General features: G+C 73.2%; 23 protein-coding genes. 11 read left to right on the top strand and 12 right to left on the bottom strand.

Annotated elements, in window-relative coordinates; all coding sequences use genetic code 11:
- Positions 1 to 24: 24 nt before the first annotated feature.
- From purB to Pta02_RS34170, 3 genes are all read left to right on the top strand, one after another.
- On the top strand, positions 25 to 1,455 hold the full coding sequence (gene purB, locus Pta02_RS34180; RefSeq protein WP_203879141.1) for an adenylosuccinate lyase: 1,431 nt from the start codon (positions 25 to 27) through the stop codon (positions 1,453 to 1,455).
- Positions 1,456 to 1,459: 4 nt separating this feature from the next.
- Positions 1,460 to 2,206, top strand: coding sequence for a GNAT family N-acetyltransferase (locus Pta02_RS34175; RefSeq protein WP_203879140.1), 747 nt, complete (start codon positions 1,460 to 1,462; stop codon positions 2,204 to 2,206).
- Between the two features lie 187 nt (positions 2,207 to 2,393).
- Entirely contained in the window at positions 2,394 to 3,191 is a 798-nt protein-coding gene (locus tag Pta02_RS34170) for a dsRNA-binding motif domain-containing protein (protein WP_203879139.1), read from the top strand.
- Between the two features lie 29 nt (positions 3,192 to 3,220).
- On the opposite strand, the gene Pta02_RS34165 is transcribed toward Pta02_RS34170, so the two are convergent.
- A complete protein-coding gene (locus tag Pta02_RS34165; protein WP_203879138.1) occupies positions 3,221 to 3,721 on the bottom strand; it encodes a Rossmann-fold NAD(P)-binding domain-containing protein in 501 nt (166 codons plus the stop codon).
- Between the two features lie 120 nt (positions 3,722 to 3,841).
- Here Pta02_RS34165 and Pta02_RS34160 point away from each other — a divergent pair, with 120 nt between their 5' ends.
- From Pta02_RS34160 to Pta02_RS34140, 5 genes are all read left to right on the top strand, one after another.
- Positions 3,842 to 4,846, top strand: coding sequence for a DUF4037 domain-containing protein (locus Pta02_RS34160; RefSeq protein ID WP_239131445.1), 1,005 nt, complete (start codon positions 3,842 to 3,844; stop codon positions 4,844 to 4,846).
- Positions 4,847 to 4,994: 148 nt separating this feature from the next.
- Positions 4,995 to 5,336 (top strand): BP74-related protein, encoded by a 342-nt coding sequence (locus Pta02_RS34155; RefSeq protein WP_203879136.1) that lies wholly within the window; start codon positions 4,995 to 4,997, stop codon positions 5,334 to 5,336.
- Positions 5,333 to 7,006, top strand: a complete 1,674-nt coding sequence (locus Pta02_RS34150) for an amidohydrolase (RefSeq protein ID WP_203879135.1) — start codon at positions 5,333 to 5,335, stop codon at positions 7,004 to 7,006. The genes Pta02_RS34155 and Pta02_RS34150 overlap by 4 nt, the downstream gene beginning before the upstream one ends.
- Positions 7,007 to 7,082: 76 nt before the next feature.
- A complete protein-coding gene (locus tag Pta02_RS34145; protein ID WP_203879134.1) occupies positions 7,083 to 8,342 on the top strand; it encodes an alpha/beta hydrolase family protein in 1,260 nt (419 codons plus the stop codon).
- A 127-nt stretch (positions 8,343 to 8,469) separates the two neighbouring features.
- Positions 8,470 to 9,684, top strand: coding sequence for a DUF418 domain-containing protein (locus Pta02_RS34140; protein ID WP_203879133.1), 1,215 nt, complete (start codon positions 8,470 to 8,472; stop codon positions 9,682 to 9,684).
- 72 nt (positions 9,685 to 9,756) lie between these two features.
- Here the strand turns inward: Pta02_RS34140 and Pta02_RS34135 are convergent, their stop codons facing one another.
- Positions 9,757 to 10,713, bottom strand: a complete 957-nt coding sequence (locus Pta02_RS34135) for an RNA polymerase sigma-70 factor (RefSeq protein ID WP_275423638.1) — start codon at positions 10,711 to 10,713, stop codon at positions 9,757 to 9,759.
- A 187-nt stretch (positions 10,714 to 10,900) separates the two neighbouring features.
- Here Pta02_RS34135 and Pta02_RS34130 point away from each other — a divergent pair, with 187 nt between their 5' ends.
- Positions 10,901 to 11,386: a carboxymuconolactone decarboxylase family protein gene (locus tag Pta02_RS34130; protein ID WP_203879131.1), complete on the top strand. Its 486-nt coding sequence runs from the start codon at positions 10,901 to 10,903 to the stop codon at positions 11,384 to 11,386.
- A gap of 118 nt (positions 11,387 to 11,504) precedes the next feature.
- Here the strand turns inward: Pta02_RS34130 and Pta02_RS34125 are convergent, their stop codons facing one another.
- From Pta02_RS34125 to Pta02_RS34110, 4 genes are all read right to left on the bottom strand, one after another.
- Positions 11,505 to 11,810 carry a DUF3817 domain-containing protein gene (locus tag Pta02_RS34125; protein ID WP_203879130.1) on the bottom strand — a complete coding sequence of 102 codons (306 nt, stop codon included), beginning with the start codon at positions 11,808 to 11,810 and terminating at the stop codon, positions 11,505 to 11,507.
- A gap of 126 nt (positions 11,811 to 11,936) precedes the next feature.
- Entirely contained in the window at positions 11,937 to 12,422 is a 486-nt protein-coding gene (locus tag Pta02_RS34120) for a DnaJ family domain-containing protein (protein WP_203879129.1), read from the bottom strand.
- A gap of 131 nt (positions 12,423 to 12,553) precedes the next feature.
- Positions 12,554 to 13,315, bottom strand: coding sequence for a MerR family transcriptional regulator (locus Pta02_RS34115; protein WP_203879128.1), 762 nt, complete (start codon positions 13,313 to 13,315; stop codon positions 12,554 to 12,556).
- Between the two features lie 89 nt (positions 13,316 to 13,404).
- Positions 13,405 to 16,032, bottom strand: a complete 2,628-nt coding sequence (locus Pta02_RS34110; RefSeq protein WP_203879127.1) for a heparin lyase I family protein — start codon at positions 16,030 to 16,032, stop codon at positions 13,405 to 13,407.
- Positions 16,033 to 16,194: 162 nt separating this feature from the next.
- On the opposite strand from Pta02_RS34110, the gene Pta02_RS34105 reads away from it, so the two are divergent.
- On the top strand, positions 16,195 to 17,064 hold the full coding sequence (locus tag Pta02_RS34105) for a MerR family transcriptional regulator (protein WP_239131444.1): 870 nt from the start codon (positions 16,195 to 16,197) through the stop codon (positions 17,062 to 17,064).
- Between the two features lie 21 nt (positions 17,065 to 17,085).
- Here Pta02_RS34105 and map read toward each other — a convergent pair whose 3' ends face one another.
- Positions 17,086 to 17,853 (bottom strand): type I methionyl aminopeptidase, encoded by a 768-nt coding sequence (map, locus tag Pta02_RS34100; RefSeq protein WP_203879126.1) that lies wholly within the window; start codon positions 17,851 to 17,853, stop codon positions 17,086 to 17,088.
- Positions 17,854 to 17,918: 65 nt separating this feature from the next.
- Between map and Pta02_RS34095 the strand changes: the two genes are divergently transcribed.
- The gene (locus Pta02_RS34095) at positions 17,919 to 18,173 is read left to right on the top strand and encodes a helix-turn-helix domain-containing protein (RefSeq protein ID WP_203879125.1); all 255 of its coding nucleotides are present in this window, start codon (positions 17,919 to 17,921) and stop codon (positions 18,171 to 18,173) included.
- Between the two features lie 47 nt (positions 18,174 to 18,220).
- On the opposite strand, the gene Pta02_RS34090 is transcribed toward Pta02_RS34095, so the two are convergent.
- From Pta02_RS34090 to Pta02_RS34070, 5 genes are all read right to left on the bottom strand, one after another.
- Positions 18,221 to 19,108, bottom strand: coding sequence for a flagellin (locus Pta02_RS34090; protein WP_203879124.1), 888 nt, complete (start codon positions 19,106 to 19,108; stop codon positions 18,221 to 18,223).
- 119 nt (positions 19,109 to 19,227) lie between these two features.
- The gene (locus tag Pta02_RS34085; protein WP_203879123.1) at positions 19,228 to 19,833 is read right to left on the bottom strand and encodes an RICIN domain-containing protein; all 606 of its coding nucleotides are present in this window, start codon (positions 19,831 to 19,833) and stop codon (positions 19,228 to 19,230) included.
- 197 nt (positions 19,834 to 20,030) lie between these two features.
- Complete coding sequence (locus Pta02_RS34080; protein WP_203879122.1) at positions 20,031 to 21,119, bottom strand: tyrosine-type recombinase/integrase; 1,089 nt, start codon at positions 21,117 to 21,119, stop codon at positions 20,031 to 20,033.
- Between the two features lie 78 nt (positions 21,120 to 21,197).
- Positions 21,198 to 22,499, bottom strand: coding sequence for a serine/threonine-protein kinase (locus tag Pta02_RS34075; protein WP_203879121.1), 1,302 nt, complete (start codon positions 22,497 to 22,499; stop codon positions 21,198 to 21,200).
- 181 nt (positions 22,500 to 22,680) lie between these two features.
- Positions 22,681 to 23,661, bottom strand: a complete 981-nt coding sequence (locus tag Pta02_RS34070; RefSeq protein WP_203879120.1) for a DUF5937 family protein — start codon at positions 23,659 to 23,661, stop codon at positions 22,681 to 22,683.
- Positions 23,662 to 23,744 lie beyond the last annotated feature (83 nt).

The following is a 23,744-nucleotide window of genomic DNA, read 5'->3' as shown; positions in this document are numbered from 1 at the left end:
GGGGCGTCGATAGACTGCGGCAACGTGACTTCCAAGCCGCGTATCCCCAATGTCCTGGCCGCCCGCTACGCCTCCGCGGAGCTGGCCCGCCTGTGGTCCCCCGAGTACAAGGTGGTGGCCGAGCGGCGCCTGTGGCTGGCCGTGCTGGCGGCCCAGGCGGAGCTGGGGATCGAGGTCCCCGAAGGGGTCGTGGCCGACTACGAGAAGGTGCTGGAGCGGGTCGACCTGGGCTCCGTCGCCGAGCGCGAGCGCGTCACCCGTCACGACGTCAAGGCCCGCATCGAGGAGTTCAACGCCCTGGCCGGGCACGAGCACGTGCACAAGGGCATGACCTCGCGCGACCTGACCGAGAACGTCGAGCAGCTGCAGATCCGCGACAGCCTGGTGCTGGTGCGCGACCGGTGCGTGGCGCTGCTGGCCAGGCTGGCCGAGCTGGCAGCCGAGCACTCGGGCACCGTGATGGCCGGCAGGTCGCACAACGTGGCCGCCCAGTCGACCACCCTGGGCAAGCGGTTCGCCTCGGCCGCCGACGAACTGCTGGTGGCCTTCGCCCGGCTGGAGGAGCTGATCGCCCGCTACCCGCTGCGCGGGATCAAGGGCCCGGTCGGCACCGCCCAGGACATGCTGGACCTGCTGGGCGGCGACCGGGGCAGGCTGGCCGAGCTGGAGGACCGGGTCGCCGCGCACCTGGGCTTCGCCCACCGCTTCACCAGCGTCGGGCAGGTCTACCCCCGCTCGCTGGACTACGAGGTGCTCACCGCGCTGGTGCAGCTGGCCGCCGCGCCGTCGTCGCTGGCCAGGACGATCCGGCTGATGGCCGGGCACGAGCTGGTCACCGAGGGCTTCGCCGAGGGCCAGGTCGGCTCCTCGGCGATGCCGCACAAGATGAACACCCGCTCGTGCGAGCGGGTCAACGGGCTGACGGTGATCCTGCGCGGCTACGCGTCCATGGGCGGTGAGCTGGCCGGGGACCAGTGGAACGAGGGCGACGTGTCCTGCTCGGTGGTGCGCCGGGTCGCGCTGCCGGACGCGTTCTTCGCCTTCGACGGGCTGGTGGAGACGATGCTGACGGTCCTGTCCGAGTTCGGCGCCTTCCCCGCGGTCGTGGCCGCCGAGCTGGATCGCTACCTGCCCTTCCTGGCCACGACGAAGATGCTGATGGCCGCGGTGCGCGCCGGGGTGGGCCGGGAGACCGCGCACGAGCTGATCAAGGAGCACGCGGTGGCGTCGGCGCTGGCCATGCGCGAGCGCGGGGCGGGCAACGAGCTGCTGGACCGGCTGGCGGCCGACGAGCGCTTCCCGCTGGACCGGGCCGGGCTGGACGCCCTGCTGGCCGACCGGATCGCGTTCACCGGCGCCGCGGCCGAGCAGGTCGAGGCGGTCGTGGCGCGCGTCGGCGAGATCACCGCCCGCTACCCGCAGGCCGCCGCCTACACCCCCGGCGAGATCCTGTAGCCGCGTGGAGCTGACCCGGATCGAGGACGTGGCCGCCGCGTCCGATGACGACATCATGGTCATGTGGGCCGCCCAGGGGCTGCGCGGCGGGGTGCGGGCATGGGCCCTGGACGGGGCGGTGGCGGTGGCCAGCCCCGACCTCAACCGCCGCGACCGGCTCACCGTGTGCGGCCCCGCGCCCGAGGCGGCCAAGCTGGTACGGCTGGCGCTGCCCGAGCTGGGGCCGGACTACCGGCTGACGGGCGAGCGGCCGCTGGTGGAGGAGGTCGTGCGGCGCCTGCCGGGGGCGAAGGTCCTGGGGACCTTCGAGTGGATGGACACCGGCCGGGACGGCGGGGCCGTACGGGCGCGCGCCGATGAGGACGGGGGCGTGGGGTGGCTGCCGCCCGGGGCCGACGGCGAGGTGACGGAGCTGCTGGCCGAGGCGTCCCCGTCGGCGTGGGCGGTACCGGGTCTGCCGGGGATCCGCCGCTGGGCCGGGGTGCGCGAGGGCGGCAGGCTGGTGGCCACCGCCGCCGACGCCTGGTCGGCGCCGCAGGTCGGGTTCATCGCGGGCGTGGCCACCGCCCCGGCTTCGCGGGGACGCGGTCTGGGGGAGGCGGTGTGCCGGTTCGCCATCGCGGAACTGGCCGCCGCGTACGGCCGGGTCGCCCTGGTGGTCGACACCGACAACCGGAGCGCGATCCGCGTCTACGAGCGCCTCGGCATGCGGATCGTCCCGGTCGCCGCCGCCGCGCTGACCTCCGCATAGCGCCGCGTTCCTCCCGACAGGTGCGCAAACCGGCGGCGCGGGCGCCCCGGAGACGGTGACGACCTTCGGTGAAGTGCCGGTTTCACTGCGCTACGCCGGGGTCATTGGCATGATCCTGTACAGCGATCGGTATCGGAGCGGTACGGCCACGTCGCCGCCGGTGCTCCCTGGTGCAGGAAGGCCGACCATGACGCAGAACCCGTCCTTCAGTGATCTGTGGCAGGACGACGAGCGCCTGCCCGCCTCCCCGGCCCGCGGAGGCCCGGAGTCCACCCGGGCCGGCGGGCAGGAGAGCGAGCGCAGCTTCTTCTGCCGCATCTGCCAGCGCTCCGAGCGGGGCCGGTGGGTGCCGGCGGGCTGGTATCTCCTGGAGCGGGCCCCCGGCGGCAAGGGGCGGCACCTCCGGCTCGGCCTGTACTGCAGCGTCGACTGCCTGGTACGCGCCGGGCAACTGCTGGAGGAGGGGGCGGCCACCCACGCCCGGCGGCTGGACCTGCCGAGTGAGGCCGAACGGCGCCGGGAGCGCGAACGCGTCGTCGAGGTGGCCCAGACGCTGCTGTCGGGCGGGATGAGCATCCGCCAGGCCGCCGACCAGCTGACCGTGCCGGCGTTCACGCTGAAGACGTGGCTGCGTGAGGCGGGTGTGCGCATCGAGGCCGCGACCGCGCCGCAGCAGGCGGCCCGCGTCGCGGTGGCCGCCGCCGCGGGGTCGGCGGGGCAACGGCCGACGGTCGAGCACCATCCGGTGAGCGTGCTCAACGAGTGGGAGCAGCAGGGCCGCATCGGCCGGCTGGAGTGGGAGGTGGCCTCGACGGGCCCGGCGCACGCGCCGGTGTTCTGCGCCGTGGTGTCGGCCCGTCTGACCGAGGGGGAACGGGTGGTCCGGGCGAGCGGGCAGGGGGCGAGCAAAGCCGCCGCGCGGACGGTGGCCGCCGCGATGCTGTTGTCGGAGGTCGGCGAGCCGGGAGCGTCCCCGTCCGGCTGACGATCCGCCCCGGCCGTCCGGCGGGGCGGTCAGCGGAAGCCGCCGGCGTGGTCGGCGGCCCACCGGGCGAAGGCGCGGCCGGGCCTGCCGGTGACCTGCTCGGCGTCGGGCAGGACCGGGGCGTTCATGTCGGGATGTGCGCCCATCTGCAGGAACCACTCGATGACCGTCTCGGGACAGACGTCCTTCCAGTGCTCGCGGGCCTGGTCCGGCGTCAGCTCGACGAAGTGGATCTCACGGCCGATCGCCCGGCCGATGATCCGTACGGCGTCGGCGCGCCTGACCGGTTCCGGGCCGGTCGGCGTGCAGGTCCTGCCCGCGTGGCCGTCGCGGAGCAGCGCGGCCACGGCCACGGCGGAGATGTCGGTCTCGTGGACCATCGCGCTGGTCCAGTCGCCGAACGGCGCCCGCACGACGCCCTCGCTCTTGATCGACCCCGCCCATTCCCAGGTGTTGGCCATGAACTCGCCGGGGAACAGGTGGGTCCACTCCAGGCCGGAGCCCTCGACCACCGCGTCCGCGTCAGGCAAACGTGAACAGTGCGTTCATGCTCGGAGGGCGGGCGCCGTGCCTCGGAGGGCGGGCGCCGGGAAAACCTGGTGCGCGGGGCGGAGGCGGCAGGCAGAGTGGGCGGAATGATGTCCAGTTTCGTGCCTGGTTTGGAGCTGTCGCGTGACTTCTACGGTGAGGTCGTGCGCCCGCTGGTCACCGATGTCCCGCACAGCGCCGCACTGATCGGCCCGGGTTCGGAGGTTCTGGCTTTCGACACCGAGCGTTCCACCGACCATGACTGGGGGCCGCGGGTCGTCCTGTTCGTCCCCGCCGCTCTGGTGCCGGAGGTCCGGGAGGCCGTCGCCCGGAGCCTGCCGCCCGCCTTCGGCGGTTATCCCACCGTCTTCGGCGGCCGGCACGGGGTCGAGGTGGCCGAGCCCGGCGGGTGGTTCGCCCACCGGCTCGGCTTCGATCCCCGCCGTGGCCCGACCACCCTGGACTGGCTGTCGGCGCCCTGGCAGCGATTGGCCGAGGTCACCCGCGGAGAGGTCTTCCACGACGGACTGGGGTCCCTGGAGGAGTCGCGGGCCGCGCTGCGCTGGTACCCCGCCGATCTGTGGCGTCACGTGCTGGCCGGGCAGTGGCGGCGCCTGGCCCAGGAGGAGGCCTTCCCCGGCCGGTGCGGCGAGGTCGGCGACGACCTGGGCTCGGCCGTGGTGACCGCCCGGCTGGCCCGTGACGTGATGCGGCTGGCCCTGCTGATGCGCCGCCGCTATCCGCCCTACACCAAATGGCTCGGCAGCGGCTTCGCCCGTCTGTCCGGGGCGGCCGAGCTCGGTGACGCCCTGTCGCGGGCGATGGCCGCGCGGGACTGGCGCGAGCGGGAACGGCACCTGAGCCGGGCCTACGAGCGGGTGGCGGCCCTGCACAACCGGCTGGGCCTGACCGAACCGCTGGACACCTCCGTGCGCGGCTTCCACTCACGACCGTTCCAGGTCCTCGACGCCCGGCGCTTCGCCGACGCGCTGACGGCCTCCATCACCGACCCGGCCGTGGCGGCGCTGCCGCCGCTGGGATCGGTCGACCAGTTCGCCGACTCCGCCGACCTGCTCACCGATCCGGGGAGATGCCGCGCCATGACGCGTGCCGTACTCGATCTCTGACGGACTCCCCGTCCCCTCGCCCGCGTCAGCTTTCCTCTTATCGGGTAAAGCGCGAAAAGTCCGGATGCGGCCAATTGCCTTAACACGGATATCTGCCGATGTTAGCTTCGAATTGCCAATTCGCCCCCAAAAACAAGGGGATGGTCGCATGCCGCGTTATTTCGCTTTCATGCAACGGGAGGATCAAGAATTCGTCTTCGAGCTCACCGACGAAGAGAAGATCGCCCATGCCCGGCGGATCCTGTCCGGCGAGGAGAAGCAGGAAGTGCACGTCATGGGGCAGATTCGGCCAGGTGCGAAATCCTACAATCCGGGATGGGACTATCACGTATTACCGGACAGCGTCAGATTCTTTCAAATGGCGATCGAGGTGTGCGACGCCAACATGCAGTACGTCGAGGACCATCTGGACGAGGCCGGAGGGGCTTTTCTGCCCGGCTATTACTGGTGCCCGTGGGATTCGACGCTGACCCGTGAGGTCGCTCCGTGAGCGGCGGGGCCGACGCCGTCTATTTCGGCGGCGACATCGTGACCGTGGACGACGCCCTGCCGTCGGCCGAGGCCGTCGCCGTCGAGGACGGCCGGATCGCCGCCGTCGGCGACCTGGCCCACGTGCTGGCGCTGGCCGGCGCCGACACCCGGATGGTGAACCTGAACGGCGCGGCCCTGCTGCCCGGGTTCGTCGACGCGCACAGCCATCTGGCCCTGATCGGCTTCCAGGCCGGGGCGGCGAACCTGCTGCCCGCCCCCGACGGGCCGGTCGGCGACCTGGCCTCGCTGTGCGCCGAACTGGTGGCGTGGACGGCGGGGGAGACCGGGCGCCTGTGGGAGTGGATCATCGGCTTCGGCTACGACGACGCGCAGCTGCCGGGCGGTGAGCATCCGACCCGTCGCGAGCTCGACGAGGTGTCGGCCGAGCGGCCGGTGCTGGTCATCCACCAGTCCAGCCATCTGGGGGTGGTCAACAGCAGGGCGCTCGACCTGCTCGGCTATCACGAGGGCACCCCCGACCCGCCGGGTGGGAAGATCCGTCGCTGGCCCGGCGGCACCGAACCGAACGGCGTCCTGGAGGAGAGCGCCTTCTTCCCCGCCTGGGGCCTGTCGGCGGCCGGCTTCGACGAGGCCGAGCGGCTCCGGCTCCTGCTGCTCGGCCAGCGGGCGATGGCCTCCTACGGGTTCACAACCGTGCAGGACGGGCGCCTCATGACGCCGGCCGACCTGGAACTCCTGGAGCACGCGGCCGAGCGCGGGCTGTTCGACCTGGACGTGGTGGCCTACCCCGACGCGGCGCTGGTCCCGATGCTCGGCGACCGCGAGGTCTCCGTTGCGGAGTATCGCGGCCGGCTGCGGATCGGCGGGGTGAAGCTGGGGCTGGACGGCTCGCCGCAGGGCCGTACGGCGTGGCTGACCCGGCCCTACCTGACCCCGCCCGGCGACCAGGGCCCGGACTACCGCGGCTATCCGTCGATGCCGGACTCCTCGGTCGTGGACGCGCTGGTCACCGACGCCTACGGCAAGGGATGGCAGGTGCTGGCGCACGTCAACGGCGACGCCGCCATCGACCAGTTCCTCGCCGCGGTCCGGCGGGCCACGACCCGGCACCGGCCGGTCGATCCGCGCCCGGTCGCCGTCCACGCCCAGACCGCCAGAGAGGACCAGCTGGACGCGATGCGGGAGCTGGGGGTCATCCCGTCCTTCTTCTCCATGCACACCTTCTACTGGGGTGACTGGTACCGCCACACCGTCCTGGGCGAGGAGCGCGCGGCCCGGATCTCACCCGCCGCGTCCGCGCGGGAGCGGGGCATGGTCTACACCTCGCACCACGACGCCCCGGTCGCGCTGCCCGACTCGATGGCGATCCTGTCGAGCCAGGTCACCCGCGTCACCCGCAGCGGCCACGTGCTCGGGCCGGAGCAGCGCCTGTCCCCGCTGGAGGCGGTCAGGGCCACCACGATCCACGCCGCCCACCAGTACTTCGAGGAGGCCGTCAAGGGCTCCATCACCGTGGGCAAGCTCGCCGACCTGGTCATCCTCACCCGCAATCCGCTCACCGTGCCGCCGCAGGAGATCCGCGGCATCGAGGTCGTACAGACGATCAAGGAGGGCCGGGTCGTCCACCCGGAGACGCCCGAGAAGCACGGGACGCCCCAGGGGCGCTGACGGCTCGCCACGGTCGGCTCTTCGCCGAGACGGCCCGCCAAGCCCGCTCTTCGCCGATCCGCCGAAAGGAAGGACCATGAGCAGTCCGCCGTTCACCGACCCGCCGGAGAACGCCCCCGCGGGAGAGGCCTTCTACACCCCGCCGCCCCAGCTTCCCGGCCCGCCCGGCGACCCCGTCTACCAGCGCAGACTGGACAACCCCGTCGCCGAGCTGACCGGCGGCCGCAACTGGCTGGTGCTGTACCGCTCCGAGGACGCGCACGGCGCCCCCATCGCCGTCTCGGGCATCATCGTCCTGCCGCACGAGCCCCCCGCCACCGCGGACGGCTATCCCCTCATCAGCTGGGCGCACGGCACCGTGGGCGCCTGGCACATGTGCGCGCCCTCCCGCGACAGCGAGACCAGCCAGGCGCACGCCATGAACGCCTACCCGCAGACCCTGCTCAACCACTTCCTGGACCAGCGCTGGGCGGTGGCGATGACCGACTACGAAGGGCTCGGGGTCAGGGGCAACCCCAGGCACCCGTACATGCTGGGCAAGTCGGAGGCGAACACCGTCCTGGACATCGTGCACACCGCCCGCCGGCTGTTCCCCGGACAGATCTCCGGCCGGTACGCCATCGTCGGGCACTCCCAGGGCGGGCAGGCCGCGCTGTTCTCCGCCCACCACGCGCCCGAACGCGCCGACGGGCTGGTCGGCGTCGCCGCCATCGCCCCGGCCAACCACGCGCTGGACGTGGTCCGCGGCGGCGCCCACTATCCGGGGCCGAACAGGGGATACGCCTTCACCCCGCTGTTCCTGGCCGGCGCCATCGGCGGCGACCCCTCGATCAGGCCGGAGGAGGTCCTGTCGCTCAACGCCCGCCAGTACTGGGACCACGTCGACGAGCGGTGCCGGGTCGGTCTGAGCTGGGACGACTCCTGGGGCAGGAAGGTCACCGGCAACTACCAGTTCAAGGTCGGCTACCTGGACGATCCGAACGACGACCAGGAGAAGTTCAACGAGCAGCTGGAGGCCATGAACCCCGACGTGCGCATCACCGTGCCCGTCCGCATCACCCAGTCCGCCGACGACGAACGGGTCAGGGCGGCGACGACCGTCGAGACGGTTCCCATCATCGACAGGGAGGTGGTCGTGCGCGGCACCGACGCGCTCGTGGAGGAGCTGGAGCGGACCAACGCGGGCAGCGAACCCCCGCTGTCCTACCAGTTCTACAAGAAGGGGGAGATCCCGAAGCCGGATCCCGACCCCGGCGAGCTCGGCGTCCACTTCGCGACCATCAACCACGACCTGCCGGCCCTGACCGCCTGGCTCGGCGGCCTGCTCGGCGCCTGACCCCCGCGCGGGCCCGGCCGGCTTCCGTACGTCACAATCGGGGACCACGCGCCGGAAATCCCCTGGGGCATCCCGATCATGCGGGATGATGATCGCTGCTCTTCCCGGGTGCAGACGAGGGGGCGCGATGCTTCAGGGGAAACACCGGGGGCCGGGGGCGGCCGTCCCGGTGTCCGGCGAGCCGGCAGGCCGGATCGCCGCGGTCGACGCCCTGCGGGGGTTCGCACTGCTGGGCATCGTGGTGGTCAACATCGCCTACCTGGCCTCGGGTTACCGCATGGCCGGTCTGGCCGAGCCCCGGTTCTCCGCGCCGCTGGACTGGGAGGTCCGCTGGACCGTCACGGTCCTGTTCGAGAACAAGTTCTATCTGCTCTTCTCCTTCCTGTTCGGCTACAGCTTCACCCTCCAGATCGACTCGGCCGCCAGGTCGGGCAAGGCGTTCGTCCCGCGGTTCCTGCGGCGGCTGGCCGGGCTGCTGCTGCTCGGCGTCGCCCACGCGGTGCTGCTGTTCCCCGGCGACATCCTGGTCACCTACTCCGTCGTCGGACTGGTCCTGCTGGCGGCCCGGCGGCTGTCCCCCCGCGCGGCGATGGCCTGCGCCCTCGCGCTGACCGCGCTGCTCGCGATGGGCCTGCTCCTGCTGAGCGCGCTGGCCCTGCTCGGCGCCGACGCCTCAGGGACGGTGGCGGGAGGCGCGGCCGAGGCGGCGCGTACCGACCGGGCCCTCGGCGGCCCGGCGACGGCGATCATCGCCGAGCACATGCACGAGCTGGGGAAGATCGTCATACTCCGGGTGCTCTTCCAGGGGCCCGCCGTCCTGGCCGCCTGCCTGGTCGGGCTGGCCGTCGGCAGGCACCGGGCGCTCGCCGACGTCTCGGGGCACACCGCCGTGCTCGGGAGGATCCAGCGGGTGGGCTTCCCCGTGGGCCTGGCCGGGGCGCTGCTGTACGCGCACTCGACCTGGTCGGGCGGCGGCGTCCACCACGGCGCCTACCACATGGCCGGCCAGGCGGTGGACCTGCTCACCGCGCCGCTGCTGGCCGCCGCCTACGCCGCGACGCTGCTGCGGCTGCTGCCCCGGGCGCCGCGGCTGACGGGCGCGCTCGTGCCGCCGGGGCGGATGGCGCTGAGCAACTACCTCGGCCAGTCGCTGATCTGCTCGATGGTGTTCACCGGTTACGGGCTGGGCCTGGTGGACCGGCTCAGCCCGCTGACCGTGGTGGCGATCGCCGTCGGGATCTTCCTGTTCCAGTCCGGATACAGCCGCCTGTGGCTGAGCCGCCACCGTTACGGCCCGGCCGAGTGGCTGCTGCGGTGGCTCACGAACGCGCGCAGGCCCTGACGCGGCGGCGCTGCGGGCCGTGCCGGGGCGTCACCGGGGTGAGGGCCGCGTCCGTGCCCGAGGGCTCCGGGCTCAGCGGCGCAGGACGGTCTCACACCGCATGTGCGACAGTTTCTCGGGGTTGCGCACGGCGTAGAGCCCGGTGATGAGGCCGTCGTCGACGCGCACCGCCACGACGGTGTCGAGCTCGCCGTCGAGGCGGAGGACCAGCGCCGGGTGGCCGTTGACCTGTGCCGGTCGCAGTGACCCCGCGGCGGCGATCCTGTCCAGTCCGGCGATCAGCAGGCGGGCCACCTTGCCGGCCCCCGCGACGGGCCGCAGGACGGCCTGCTTGACCCCGCCGCCGTCGCTCAGCAGGACGACGTCCGGCGCGAGGACGTCGAGCAGGCCCTGCAGATCGCCCGTCTCGGCCGCGCGCCGGAACGCGTCGAGCGCGTCCCGGGTCTCGGCCGGGGACACCGGCCCGCGCGGCCGGCGCGCCGCGACGTGCTCCCGCGCCCGATGCGCGACCTGGCGGACCGCGGCCGGGTTCTTGCCGACGGCTTCGGCGATCTCGTCGTATCCCAGGTCGAAAACCTCGCGCAGCACGAACACCGCCCGCTCGGTCGGCGTGAGCGTCTCCAGCACCAGCAGCATCGCCATCGAGACGCTGTCGGCCAGCTCGACGTCCTCGGCCACGTCGGGCGTGGTGAGCAGCGGCTCGGGCAGCCAGGGGCCGACGTAGGACTCCTTGCGGCGGCCGAGCGTGCGCAGCCGGGTGAGTGCCTGGCGGGTGGTGATCCGGACCAGGTACGCACGACGGTCGCGCACCGTGCCGAGATCGACGCCCGTCCACCGCAGCCAGGTCTCCTGCAGGACGTCCTCGGCGTCGGCGGCCGAGCCGAGCATCTCGTAGGCGACGGTGAACAGCAGGTTGCGATGGGCGACGAACGCCTCGGTGGCGGGGTCCGTGCGTGCGCCGGCGGCCGGGCCCGTGTGCGCGCCGCCGGTGAGCCGGCCGGCCGTGTCCTGTGCGCGCCCGCTCTTCACCGGCTGCTCCTCCCTGTCCGCCCTCAACGGTGTCACGCGCACGAGACGCCGGGCCGTACGGCCGTGTGACATCCGCGACCGGTGACGTACCTCACATCGCCGTCCTGTCACGCGGGGCGGGTCACCGGCATCTCGTGTTCGTCCAGTGCACCACCACGAGACATCACCGGAAGCGAGGACGGAAGTCATGGACGCCCGATTCAACCTGTTCGACAACGAGATCGCCCTGAGGTTCGCCAAGCGGTTCGCCAACGCCGCCCTGGTGATCGTCCAGTCACCGCTGCCGAAGTCCACGCAGGAACTGGTGTCGCTGCGCGCCAGCCAGATCAACGGCTGCGGACACTGCATCGACATGCACACCAAGGAGGCCGCGGCCGCCGGTGAGAGCGCGGTCCGCCTCCACCTGGTCGCCGCCTGGCGCGAGTCCACCGTGTTCACCGAGGCCGAGCAGGCCGCGCTGGCGCTCGCCGAGGAGGGCACCCGGCTCGCCGACGCCCACCACGGCGTGTCCGACGAGACCTGGGCGCGGGTACGCAAGCACTACGACGACGACCAGACCGCCGCGCTGGTCTCCCTGGTCGCCCTGATCAACGCGGCCAACCGGCTCGCCGTGATCGTGCACCAGAAGGGAGGTTCCTACGAGCCCGGCATGCACGCCGACTTCGCGAGCTGACCGGCGGGTCCCGGCCCGGTAGGAGTCCGTCTCCCGCGTACGGTTCGGCCGGGCGTGGGAGACGGGCCCGGCGATCGGCGCCGCCGTACCCCGCCCTCGGCGCCGGGACTCACCCGCTTCAGGCGGCGACGGGCTCGCGGAAGCGGGACAGCATGCGCCGCTCGAACCACAACGAGGTGAACGGGGGCACCGAGCACGCCAGACCGAGCACGATCGTGCCCCGGCTCCACCCGGCGGTGCGGGCGGCGGCGAGCACCCCGGCGACGTACAGCACGAACAGCGCGCCGTGGATCGGGCCGAAGATCTTCACGCCGAGTTCGCCGGTGGCGGCGATGTACTTGAAGTACATGCCGATGAGCAGTCCGGCCCACGAGCACGCCTCGGCGATCGCGACGTAACGGAACAGACGCAGTGCGGTGGGCACGAGGGGACCACCCTTCCTTCACGGACCTCGGGGAAACGGCTTCCCAGGGTAGGCGGTGGCCGCCGGGGTCCCGGACGGGAGGGCGGGCGGCCGCGCCGGTAGGGTGACCGGGGCCGCCGCGGTTCCTCAGCCGCGCCTGATCCACCTCAGCAGGGAGCTCCGCCGGCGGGGCGGTACGGCGGGCGCCTGCGGCTCGGCGGGCGCCTCCTCGACGGGATGGGCGGCCCGCCATCCGGCCAGGACCTCCTCCACCTCCAGCAGCGGCTGGAAGACCGGCGGGCCGGACAGGGGCTTGCCGTGGCCCTCGCGGATCCTGCCGTTGAGCTCCTCGATGATCCTGCGCGCCTCGGCCTCCGTGCGCGCCCGGAGCGCCGCGGCCCGGGAGTCCTCGGCGTCCTTGCGCAGTGCGAGCGTGCCCGGCAGCGGGAACGACAGGTTCTCCGCCTGCATCTTCTGCCTGATCCACCACATGTCGTCGTCCGGCCCGCCCTGGTCGGGCAGAGGCTTGCCCGCCCCCGGGAGGTCGTCGAACTCCCCGCGCTCGGCGGCTTCACGGATCTGCCGGTCGATCCAGGTCTCGAAGCTCACCCCGACCGGCTTGCGCTCTGTCATGGATCATCCCCTCGTGTCCCGTGACCGACCGTCCTTTCGAGGATAACCAGCCGGTGGGCGGGGGTCCGTGGCCGGACAGGACGGGCACCCCGTCGGCGGGGTGCCCGGCACCGTCGCGGCCGGGCCGGGCCTCAGGACCCGGCGCGGTCGGCGTTGGCGTGGAAGGCGTCGCGGATGTAGCGCGTCAGGCCCGGCGCGAGCGGCTCGTAGTTGGCCGCGAAGCGCGGGTCGGCCACGTACATCTCACCCAGGCCGCGGTGGATCTCGTAGGAGCAGTCGTAGCACCAGCGGGTGATGTGCGCCCGGTGCTCCTCGGCCAGGCCCATGGCCACCTCGCCGTCGGCGGGCAGCCCGTCGGTGAACGCCTTGGCGAAGCCCTCGGTCGTCCGGGCGGCCTCGGCGGTGAAGCGCGCCCAGTCGTCCTTGGTCATCTTCGCCATGCGGCGCCGCGACTGCTCGAAGGCCTCGGTTCCGCCCCAGAGCTCCCCGGCCTCGGCCTCGTGCTCCTCCGGCCGGAAGTCACCGAAGAGCTCGAAGCGCTCCTCGGGCGTCAGTGATATCCCCATCGTGTTCGCCTCCATGGCGCGTTCGATCGCCGCGGTCATCTCCCGCAACCGGCCGATGCGCCGGCTGAGCAGCTCGTGCTGGCGCCGCAGGTGCGTCAGCGTGTCGCTGCCCGGTTCGTCGAGGATGACCGCGATCTCCTCGAGGGGGAAGCCGAGCTCCCGGTAGAACAGCACGTGCTGCAGCCGTTCCAGGTCGGCGTCGGTGTAGCGCCGGTAGCCCGACGCCGTGCGCTGCCCGGGCGACAGCAGCCCGATCTCGTCGTAGTGGTGCAGCGTGCGCACCGTCACCCCGGCGAGACGGGCCACCTGCCCGACGGAATGGCCCATGGCCTCCCCCTCTCCCTTACGCGCTCCAGAGTGGAGCCTGCCGTTACGTGAGGGTCAAGCCGACCGGCGGGGTCAGCGCCGGTCGGCCCTCAGGAGTAGGTGAACCTCACATTCGCGGGCATGAGGTACGGCACGCCGCCCGCGGGAGTGAATGCCGGTGTGTAAGCACCGGGGTCGGGAAGGCCGTCGCCGGTGGTGTCCGGCGCCGGGGGCAGCTTGACGACCGCCGAGGTGTCGCCGAGCACGACGACACCGGCCGGGACACCCGACAGCTCCGTCAGCGTGGCGACCCGGGGCAGCTGCACGGTCGCGGCACCTCTGATCACCCACCCGGTGGAGTCGCGGAACCCGATGCCCTGGAGGTTCACGCTGACACCGCCGGAGAGCCGTACGGCGGTGGCGGAGGGCGAGGTCACGGTCGCCGCGTACCGTCCGGGCGCCGGCACCGCCGGGGCGGTCACCCCGCCGCGGGCCAGCGTGACCGACGGCTGTGTACCGAGTGCGCCGGCCGGCGTCGTCACCCGCAGGGTCGTGTCGTTCACCCACGTCACCGCGGTGGAGACGCCGGCGACCTTCGCGGTGATCTGGGCCGCGCGGAACGCCTCCAGGGTGGCCCCGAAACCCGTCCCGGTCACGGTCAGCGGGTCGCCCCCGAGGTGGCTCAGCGCGTTCGCCGAACCCACCGCGGGCGCCGGCAGGCAGCCCTGGTAGGGGGTGGTCACGCTCGAGACCGTGTTCGCGCTGTATACGGGCTGCTCGGGCAGCACGTCGCAGCGCATCCCCCAGGAGCCGTACTGCATCACGTTGTTCTGCACCGTCAGCCGCCGGACCGCGGAGTGCAACCGGATGAGGCTGGCCGGGCCGAGCCGGGAGGCGGCGCCGTTGGCGATCTGGTTGCCGGTCAGCTCCACGTTCTCCAGCGGCGGGTCACCGGGGCCCGTGCCGATGTCGACGGCCGCGTAGGAGCTGCCGACGCCGCTCAGCTGGTTGCTGGCGATCTTCACCCGGGAGCCGTACACCGAGATGGCGGAGAACATGTCCGTGGTGTCGATGCCGGCGGGGCGCAGGACGTAGGGGTTGGTGCCCAGGAACGGGTTGTCGATGCGGTTGCTGATCATCGTCACCCCGTTCACCTGGATCTTCACGGCCCGCTTGGCGCAGCCGGTGAACGTGTTGCCGAAGAGCGTCAGGTTGGCGTCCGGCTCGGCGTCGGCGCCGTTGCCCTGGATGACGACGCAGTCGCCGTCGTCCTTCGGCCCGACGTTGCGGAACGTCGAGGCTCGGATCGTGACGTTGCGCGGGATCGTCTGGCCGGGCCCCGAGGAGATGAGCACCCCGCGGGCGACCGGGTACGGCCAGGCGCCGGGCGGCAGCGGCGGGACGGGCGGGGAGACGGTGTCCAGGCTGCCGGAGGCGTCGTCCACCCGGTACTCGTCGTGGTAGATCACCCTGCGGGTGGTGTCGGAGGCCCGGCCGTCGGACCAGTCCCACTTGTACAGGCCCATCTTGAAGTAGTTGCCGACGACGTCGTTGGTCGTGTTCGGCCCGGTCGTCCGGTACACCAGCTGCCGGTTCTTGTAGATCTCCAGCAGCGGCCTGTGCTCGGCCAGCCATCCCCACCGGACGTGGAAGGCCCAGTCCGTCCACTGCCCCTTGTCGGCCTCGTAGGAGCCGAGAGAGGTCGTCTCGCGCTGGCCCGCGGCCGCCATGCTGGCGTTGCTGGACCACTCGCGGTGGTCCCACAGGCGCCGGATCTCCCAGGTGCCGTTGACCGTGTACAGCGCCAGCGGCGGGGAGATGCTCTCATTCTGCTCCCACGTGTCGGGGCTGCTGTGCCACTGGGCGACGACCTCCGCCGACCGGTCCGGGCCGTAGTCCTCGTCTCCGCCCTTCGGCAGCAGGATGCTGAAGCCGTACCAGTGCTCCTCGCGGGGGCTCTCGGGGTTCAGCAGCACCTCCGAGCGGGATCCGCCGTACACCGGCCGGTCCTCGATGCGCAGCTCGCTGCGGAGCGCCTGGGTGCCAGAGCGGACCGGCGAGGTCACCGCCCTCCAGGCCCACGGTGACGGCCGCGGGTTCTCCTGCAGGTAGTAGTCGTTGGCGTTGTGCCGCCGCCATCCGCCCGTCGGGCTGGCGCCCTCGAAGGCGCCGGTGAACTGCACGTTCGGGCTGGCGGTGGCCGTGGCCCGGACCCCGTCGACGGTGACCTGGTCGAGCACCACGTTGTTGGCGTCGCCGGAGATGTGGATGCCCGCCGGTGACTGCGAGGCGTTCAGGGCGTAGCCGGTGGCGGAGGGGTCGCGGGGCTGGGCGATGGAGCGGACCTTCACGCCGGTCAGGTTGACGCCGGTGGCTCCCACGGCCACCGTGATGCCCCGCACGACCATGTCCTGGCCGTCGACGGTCACGCCGCTGACGGTGCCGCCGCCGCGCACCGTGAGCAGGGAGAACCCGTGCTCGAAGGGCTTGAGCACCCCGGCGGAGGTGTAGAGGGTCACCCCGGGGCCGACGCTGAGCCGGTCCGGCCGTACCAGATACGTGCCGGAGGACATCCGCACCGTGCCGCCGCCCGCGTTCGCCGCCGCGTTCAGGGCCGCGGCGAACGCCGCGGTGTCGTCGAGATCGTCTCCCGAACGCGCCCCGTAGAGCGCCACGTCGAACGTGCCGGCGGCGTTGGCCGCGGCGGTGGGGCCCAGCAGCGCCGCGGCCGCCGACACGGCCAGCAGGGAACGCCATCTTCGGCCTGTCCTTAGGCCTGTCCATAATGCGGTCATGCCGCCTCCTCCATGAGTCGTTGACCACATATCGGTGCGGTAGGCGAGGAACTGAGGACTGCCGCCGGTGGACCCTCCCTCCCCGGGAGAGTCCATGCTGGTGGCGTGAACGAGGACCTGGAACGGGGGCCCGGCGGGGACCTCATGGCGATCGGCCGCTTCGCGCGGCTGTGCCGGCTCAGCGTCAAGCAGCTGCGCAACTACGCCGACCTGGGGTTGCTGGAACCGGCGTGGGTCGACCCGGCCACCGGATACCGCTACTACCGGGCCGGTCAGGTGCGCGACGCCCTCTCGATCGGGTTGCTGCGCTCCCTGGACGTGCCGCTGACCGTGATCGGCGAGGTGCTGTCCGGTACGGCCGCCGCCCGGGCGCTGAGCCGGGTCCGCGACGACCTGGAGGCCGAGCTGGCGCGGCGGCGCCGTACCCTGGCGACGCTGGAGCGGGTGCTGGCCGAGGGGATCCCCGGCGCGCCGGTCGACGTCGTCACCGAACCGGTCCGCCGGGTGGTCCTGGCGCGGGAGGTGGCGGTCTCGACGGGGGACGTCGGCCGGGCGGTGTCCGCCTGCGTGGCGCGGCTGACGGCGGCCGTGCCCGGCGGTCCCGGAGATTCCGGCGGTCCCGGTCCGGGTCCCGCCCGGCTGATCGGCCTGTTCCCCGTCGAGCCCGACGAGCCCCTTCCCGTCGCGGTCGCCCTGGAGACGCCCCGCGCCGCCCCCGGCTCACCGGCCACGGCGCCGGACCCGCCGCCCGGGATCGTGGCGGACCTGCTGCCCGGGGGAGACTTCGCCCGCGTCACCCACGTCGGGCCGTACGACCAGATCACTCTCGCCTACCACGCGCTCTTCGCCTGGTGCGCCGAGCGCGGGCATCCCGTGCGCGGCCCCGTCCGCGAGGTCTATCTGTCCGACCCGGCGACCACGCCGCCCGAGCGGCTGGTCACCGACCTGATGGTCCGGCTGGAGGAACCCTCGTGACCCGGTGTCACGGCGGCGCGCTCACAGGCGGGTGAGCACGCGCGGGCCGTCCTCGGTGATCGCCACCGTGTGCTCCACGTGGGCGGCGCGGCTGCCGTCGGCGGTGGACATGGTCCAGCCGTCGGCGGCGATCACGTAGTCGTCGCCGCCCCCGGCGGCGAACATCGGCTCGATGGCCAGCACCAGGCCGGGCCGCAGGGCCATGCCGCGGCCGGGGCGGCCGTGGTTGGGCACGTGCGGGTCCTCGTGCATGGCCCGGCCGATGCCGTGGCCGCCGAAGTCCTCGGGGATGCCGTACCCGGCGCCCCGCCCGGCGGCGGCGATCGCGTGGCCGACGTCGCCCAGTCGCCCGCCCGGCACGCAGGCGGCGATCCCGGCCTCCAGCGCGGCCTGCGCGGTCTCGATGAGCGCCAGGTCCCCGGGCCGGGGGGCGCCGACGACGAGGCTGACCGCGGCGTCGGCCGCCCAGCCGTCCAGATAGACCCCGAAGTCGACGCTGAGCAGGTCCCCCTCGCGCAACCGGTAGTCGCCGGGGATGCCGTGGACGATCACCTCGTTGACCGAGGCGCAGATCACCGCGGGGAAGGGGGTGGGCGCGAAGCCGGGCTTGTAGTGCAGGAAGGCCGAGCGGGCACCGGCCTCGGCGATCACGGTCCTGGCGACCTCGTCGAGTTCCAGCAGGCTCACCCCGACGGCGGCCTGCGCGCTCACCGCGGCCAGCGCCGTGGCCACGACCTTCCCTGCCTCGGCCATGGCCTCGATCTCGGCTGCGGTTTTGATCTCCACCATGCTGCGGACTCCGTTCTCGCAATAGTTATACCGGTATTGTTATCACGGTTGCTAGGATTCTGCGCATGGTGAGACCACCGCTGACCGAAGTCGACCGCGAACGCGGGCACCGCCTGGGGGCGACCCTGCGCCAGGCGCGCGGAACCCGGAGCATGGCCGAGGTGGCCGCCGCCGCGGGCCTGTCCGCCGAGACCCTCCGCAAGATCGAGACGGGGCGGGTCCCCACCCCGGCCTTCTTCACCATCGCCGCGCTCGCCCAGGTGCTGGGGGTCTCGCTGGACGTCCTGGCCGAGATCAGCGCCGCCGACCGCGCCGCTTGAGGCCCGCCGGACGGGCCGCGCCGGGCGACGGGGCAGGGCCGGGCCGGTCAGCTCACGAGCTTCAGCGCCGACCGCGGCGTCTGGTTGGCCTGCGCGGGCAGCGCGGCGCCGGCCTGGGGGACGATCCGGTCGCGGATGACGGCGGCCATCTGACGGGCCGTGGCGGCGTCGCGGATGCGGGCCTCCGGGGCGGACAGCTGCTCGATCACCAGGTTCAGGCCGCTGATGGCGTGCTGGAAGCGGTCCTGGGCGGCGCCGAGCCTCGCCCGGGTGTCCGAGACCGCCTGCAGGGCCGTGTCGATGGAGGTGACCGCGGCCTGCGCGGCGGCGGCGTTCAGCGTCTGATCGCCGGGGTCGGCGCCGTCCACCAGGGAGGCCGCCCCCACCCCCAGGGAGAACGCGTCGAGGCCGTCTCCGCCGCCGATCCGCCGGCCGGCGGAGTCGATGCCGTCCCCGGTCCGCAGGGCCGGGGAGGAGAGGCCGTCCAGCGACTCACCGGTACCGGAGACGACGGCGGAGATCCGGTCGAGCTCCCTTTTGAGCTGGGTGAACCTGCGGTCGTCCGCCTGCTGGACCCGGGCGTCCTGCCCGCCGCCCGCGGCCCGGGAGGCAAGGCCGCGCATGTGGTGCAGGACGGAGTGGGCCTGGGTGAGCGCCGCCTCCGCCGTCTGGATGGCCGAGATGCCGTCCTGGGCGCTGCGCACGACGGCCCTGAGCTCGCCGACCCGGGTACGGCGATCGCCGCCGGGGGAGGACTCCGCGATCTCGCTCACCGACCGGCCGGGGCGGGGGTCACCGGGCGCGACCTCCGGTGACACCGGCGGACGGTCGGCCTCGGCGGGCGGGCGCCGGTGGGCGTTCGTCACGCCGGTGCTCTGGTCGATGCGCAGGCCCATGATCTTCCTCCCCGGACGGGCCCGTGCGGTTCCGTCCATGGTCCGCTCTGTCCTTCTGTTCGGCGGGCGGAGAGGTGTACTGAGGTTTCTTCACGGGTTTTTTCTGGTTTCTTCTCGGCGGATGTCCTCAGATCTCCGCCGGGCCGTCACGACGCCCCTCAGCCACGTCCCGACTCGGTCCAGGTGACGGCGGTCGTCTGGCGCCGCCACAGCTGGTTGGAGCCGGCTCCCGGGCCTCCGCAGGTGCCCTGGACGACCCTGGCCGCGTGGTTGATGTAGCCGTGGGCCACATCCAGGCACTTCCCGCTGTTCTGGTTGACGATCCAGTACCAGTCGTGGGACCCCAGGCTCTTGACGTACTTGAAGCGCCACAGCTGGCTGGTGGCGGCCGGGCCCCAGCAGGTGGCCTGGACGACGTCGGCCGCGTGCGCACGGCTGGCACCGGCCACGTCCAGGCACTTGCCGCTGTGCCGGACCACGATGCGGACGGGGCCGTCGGAGCCGTTGGCGTACTGGATGCGCCAATGCTGGTTGGAGCCGGCTCCCGGGCCTCCGCAGATGCCCTGGACGACCCTGGCCCCGTTGTGCCGGTGGGCGTGGGCCACATCCAGGCACTGGCTGCTGTGCCCGGCGATGATCCGATACCAGTAGACGGGCCCGGGCGACGAGGCCGACGCCGCGGCCGCCCCGGGAGCGAGGAGCACACCGGCGACCAGGCCGGCTGCGGCGACGGTGAGCTGTGTGGTTTTCCGAAGCGTACGCATGACTGCTCCTGCCTTACGCCGATGGACATCGGGTGGAAGGCCATCGTGGCAAGCAGGCGGGCGAGCCGCATTCAGGCCAGCCCTCGTCTACGGGGAGGCTGGCCTCCACGTCGTCTCACCTGATCCACCGCCTGCGGGGAGGCAGGCCTCCGGGCCGGTTCGCCCGGATCGCCGCCGGACTCCCGGAGCGGACGGGATCATCCGGTCGCGCCCTCGCCCGGTCCCGCGCCGCGGTCGCCGCGCAGCAGCGGGTGGGTGCGCATCGCCACCTCCAGCTCTCCGGGCAGCTCGTCGCGGTAGCGGCCCAGCGTCGCCAGGTCGCTGTGGCCCAGCACCCGGCGTACCGCGTCCATGTCGACCGCGTCGGCCAACAGGTGCGTGGCCGTGGTGTGCCGCAGCCCGTGGGGCGTCACCGACCGCCGCCGGTCGGGGTCGACCCGCCGCTGCACCCGGTCGATCACCGCCTGCACGTCCCCGCGGGCCAGCCGCCTGCCCCGCCACGACAGCAGCAGCGCCTTGTCCGGGGACTCGGGCCGCCCGTGGAGCAGGTAGACCTCCAGCACCCGCGCGACGTCGCCGGGCAGCGGCACGTCGCGCGTCCTGCCGCCCTTGCCGAAGATGCGCCAGTAGCGCACCCCGTCGTTGGTGTAGAAGTCCTCGACGTTGGCCTTGACCAGCTCGGAGACCCGGGGGCCCAGAGTCGACAGCAGCAGCACGATCAACCCGTCGCGCAGCTCGGTGCGCTGGTCGCGCCGCCTGCGCCCCCGCTCTCCGGGCGCGGTGGGCGGCTCGGCGCCGGTCTCGCCCAGGCTGCGTGCCGCGCCGATCAGTCCCTGGGCCTGCTCGCGGGTCAGGGCCCGCCGCTCCGGGCGCAGCCCTCCGCGCTCCCGGGCCGTGACGGTCGCGGCCGTCATCGGGTTGACCTGCACCCAGCCGGCCAGTGTCGCGTGCTTGAACAGCGCCGAGATCGAACGGCGGAAGCGCGCCTGGGAGGAGGGCGACTGCACCGGCTGGGAGGGGACCGGCCGCGGCCCGTCGGAGTCGGCCCTGCGCCGCCCGTCGGGCTTGCGCGCGAAGGCCAGCAGGATCGCGTCGACGTCCTCGCCGTTCAGGTCGTCCAGCACCCGCTCGGCGCCGGCCAGTTCCACGAACGTGGCCACGTCGCGCGAGTAGAGCTCGGCGGTGGCGGGCGAGAGCGCCCCGGTGGAGGTCCTGGCGCGCACCAGCTCCACGTAACGGTCGGCAGACTCCTGGACGGTGAGGCGATTCAGATCCGCGGGCCGCATGATCGCAGGGCCATCCTTTCTCGGTCCGCACGACCGTACCGCGCCGCACCGACAACGATCATTCCTTCTCCCGCCGCCCTACAGCAGGGGCCACAACGTCCAGTAGAAGACGACCGCGAGGAGGACGGCCGTGACGGCGACGACGCCGGCCTTGAGCAGGGTGGGCCGCGGCAGCAGCAGCCCGCCGCCGCCGAAGGCGAGACAGAAGATCCACAGTGGCGCGAGCTTCAGCAGGGCCGTCTCGCTGAGGTCGCCGAAGGCGCCACCGTAGATCACCGCGACCTGCGCCCCGCCGAACACGAGAGCCGCGACGCCGAGACTGCGCACCGTCCCGTACGGCCGGGCGGGACCGGCCGCGCCGCTCTGCCCGCCGGCCGGAACCGGCCGGGGGACGGTGGAGGCGCCCGGCCCCCCGGCACCCGGTGGTGCGGACGCCGGCCACCGCGGGGGAACCGGTGCCGTTCCGGACGCCGATCCCTGTGCGGACGCCGGCCACCGCGTGGGGGCCGGTGCCGTTCCGGGTGCCGTCCACGCGGCCGGCTGCGGACCGTTCCCGCCGGCCGGGGCGGCACCGGCGCCGCCGCCGGTCAGGGCGGTGAGCACCCGAGCCGCGTCGGGCCGGGCGGCGGGATCCTTGGCCAGGCACGACGCCAGCAGCGGCCGCAGGCCCTCCGGGACCCCGGACAGGTCCGGCGCGCTGTTCAGGACGGCGCCCATCACCGCCGCCGGGTGCTGCCCGGCGAACGCCGGGCGACCGGTCGCGGCGTAGACCATGGTGGCGGCCCAGGCGAAGACGTCGGAGGCCGGAGAGGCCGGATGGCCGGACAGCTGCTCGGGGGCCATGTAGCCGGGACTGCCCACCAGCGCCGAACGGGTCGTGCCGGCCTCCAGCGCACGCGCGATGCCGAAGTCGATGACCACCGGACCCTCCGGTCCCATGATCACATTGGCCGGTTTGAAGTCGCGGTGCACGACCCCGGTGCGGTGGATGGCCGACAGCGCGGTCGCGGTGGCCACGGCCAGGCGGTGCAGCCCGCCCCCGGCACGGGGACCCTCGGCGGTGACCAGCTGCTGGAGGGACGGGCCGGGGACGTACTCGCTGACGAGATAGAGCCGCCCGTCGCTGACGCCCGCCGCCAGCACCTGGGCGGTGCAGAACGCCGCCACCCGGCGGGCCAGGTCCGCCTCCCGCTCGAACCGCTGCCGGACGACGTCCTCGGCGGCCATCCGGGCGTGCAGGACCTTGACGGCCACCCGCCGCCCCGAGGGGTCGTGGCCCAGGTAGACCGTGCCCTGGCCGCCCTCGCCCAGGACGCCGGCCAGCCGGTAGACGCCGACGTGCTGCGGATCCCGCGCTTCCAGCCGACCGAGATCGGACACCGCTCACCTCTTCCCGTTCGGCCGTCGGAGCCGAACCGGTGACGGCATCCGATGGCCATGGAGGATACCGATCGTGGCACTCCGGCGGACACCTCGCGAGAGACGCGGTCGCTACGACGCCGTCACGCGGAGCCGGGCCGTCCGGCCGCCGATCCCGCTCCGGGCCGGGTGGCGGGCGTTGTCAGCCCGCCGGACCTTCGGGGGAGGGACGCGCCGCGGCGAGCAGCGCCTCCCCCGCCTCGCTGCGTGAGTACAGCACGTGGCGGCCGCTGCGGTGGGCGTTGACCAGACCGGCGTCACGCAGGGCGGTCAGGTGCCCGGAGATCCCGCCCATCGACATCCCGGTGCCGCCGCTCAGCCCGGTGGTCGAGGCGGGCACGTCCAGCTCGGCCAGGATCAGGGCGCGCGAGCGGCCGAGTACGGCGGCCAGCGCCTGCGGCGCACCGGAGCCGCGGCGCTCCCACAGGGTCGCCACGCCGCGCGGCGAATAGCGCAGCGTGGGCTGCCAGGGCGGGGCGGTCACCGAGAACAGGCGCGGCCAGACGAACACCGAGGGCACCAGGAGCAGGCCCCGCCCGCCCAGCTCCCTGACCCCCGACACGTGCCGGTGCACGATGGACAGGGTGTCGTCGCGCCAGCTGACGGCCGGGTCGAGGTCGTTGAGGAGCCGGGCGGCTCCGCCCTCGGCGAGCTGCCGGGCGCGGTACAGGATGTCGCCCTCCAGCAGGGTGCGGATCCTGGGCCAGTACGGCGCCAGCGTGATCGCCCAGTAGTCCCTGATCACCCCGGCCAGCCGTTCGAGCCCGGCCCCGGGGTCCTCGCGCAGGACGGCCAGGCGCGGGCTGTCGCCGACGTCCACGTGCCCGGGCGGGGTCGAGCGCAATGTGGCCAGCTCCACCTCCAGGTCGGGGGAGGTGGTGACCGGAGGCGGGCAGACGAAGGCGGGGATCACCCGGGTCGGCACCGGCACCAGGTCCGCCAGCATGCCCCAGTCCAGGCCCGAGGCGTCCAGCCGCGGCCGTACCGCCGCGACCCACGCCCGGTGCAGGGGATGCTCCTGCGGGCTCTTGAGCACCCTGACGCTGGCGACCACCTCCCACAGGGGTGAGAACGCGAAGCGGGTGCACGCCAGATCCGCGAGCCCGAACCCCAGCTCCAGCACGCCTCCTCCTTCCGCGCCGCCCAGCCCCGCGCCGTCGGCTCCCGCGCCGCAGACCCGGCCGTGACCGGCCCTTTGCCGGGTCC

It is taken from the genome of Paraplanobispora takensis (assembly GCF_016863195.1).
GTDB lineage: Bacteria > Actinomycetota > Actinomycetes > Streptosporangiales > Streptosporangiaceae > Planobispora > Planobispora takensis.
This window is presented reverse-complemented; position numbering and strand designations above follow the sequence as displayed.

Excerpts from the sequence above, each read along its gene's own strand:
- Pta02_RS34085 (WP_203879123.1), bottom strand. The coding sequence starts at position 19,833 with ATGCGTACGCTTCGGAAAACCACACAGCTCACCGTCGCCGCAGCCGGC.
- Pta02_RS34095 (WP_203879125.1), top strand. The coding sequence starts at position 17,919 with ATGGTGAGACCACCGCTGACCGAAGTCGACCGCGAACGCGGGCACCGC.
- Pta02_RS34120 (WP_203879129.1), bottom strand. The coding sequence starts at position 12,422 with ATGACAGAGCGCAAGCCGGTCGGGGTGAGCTTCGAGACCTGGATCGAC.
- map (WP_203879126.1), bottom strand. The coding sequence starts at position 17,853 with ATGGTGGAGATCAAAACCGCAGCCGAGATCGAGGCCATGGCCGAGGCA.
- Pta02_RS34115 (WP_203879128.1), bottom strand. The coding sequence starts at position 13,315 with ATGGGCCATTCCGTCGGGCAGGTGGCCCGTCTCGCCGGGGTGACGGTG.
- Pta02_RS34130 (WP_203879131.1), top strand. The coding sequence starts at position 10,901 with ATGGACGCCCGATTCAACCTGTTCGACAACGAGATCGCCCTGAGGTTC.
- Pta02_RS34170 (WP_203879139.1), top strand. The coding sequence starts at position 2,394 with ATGACGCAGAACCCGTCCTTCAGTGATCTGTGGCAGGACGACGAGCGC.
- Pta02_RS34145 (WP_203879134.1), top strand. The coding sequence starts at position 7,083 with ATGAGCAGTCCGCCGTTCACCGACCCGCCGGAGAACGCCCCCGCGGGA.
- Pta02_RS34090 (WP_203879124.1), bottom strand. The coding sequence starts at position 19,108 with ATGGACGGAACCGCACGGGCCCGTCCGGGGAGGAAGATCATGGGCCTG.
- Pta02_RS34080 (WP_203879122.1), bottom strand. The coding sequence starts at position 21,119 with ATGCGGCCCGCGGATCTGAATCGCCTCACCGTCCAGGAGTCTGCCGAC.
- Pta02_RS34140 (WP_203879133.1), top strand. The coding sequence starts at position 8,470 with ATGCTTCAGGGGAAACACCGGGGGCCGGGGGCGGCCGTCCCGGTGTCC.
- Pta02_RS34155 (WP_203879136.1), top strand. The coding sequence starts at position 4,995 with ATGCCGCGTTATTTCGCTTTCATGCAACGGGAGGATCAAGAATTCGTC.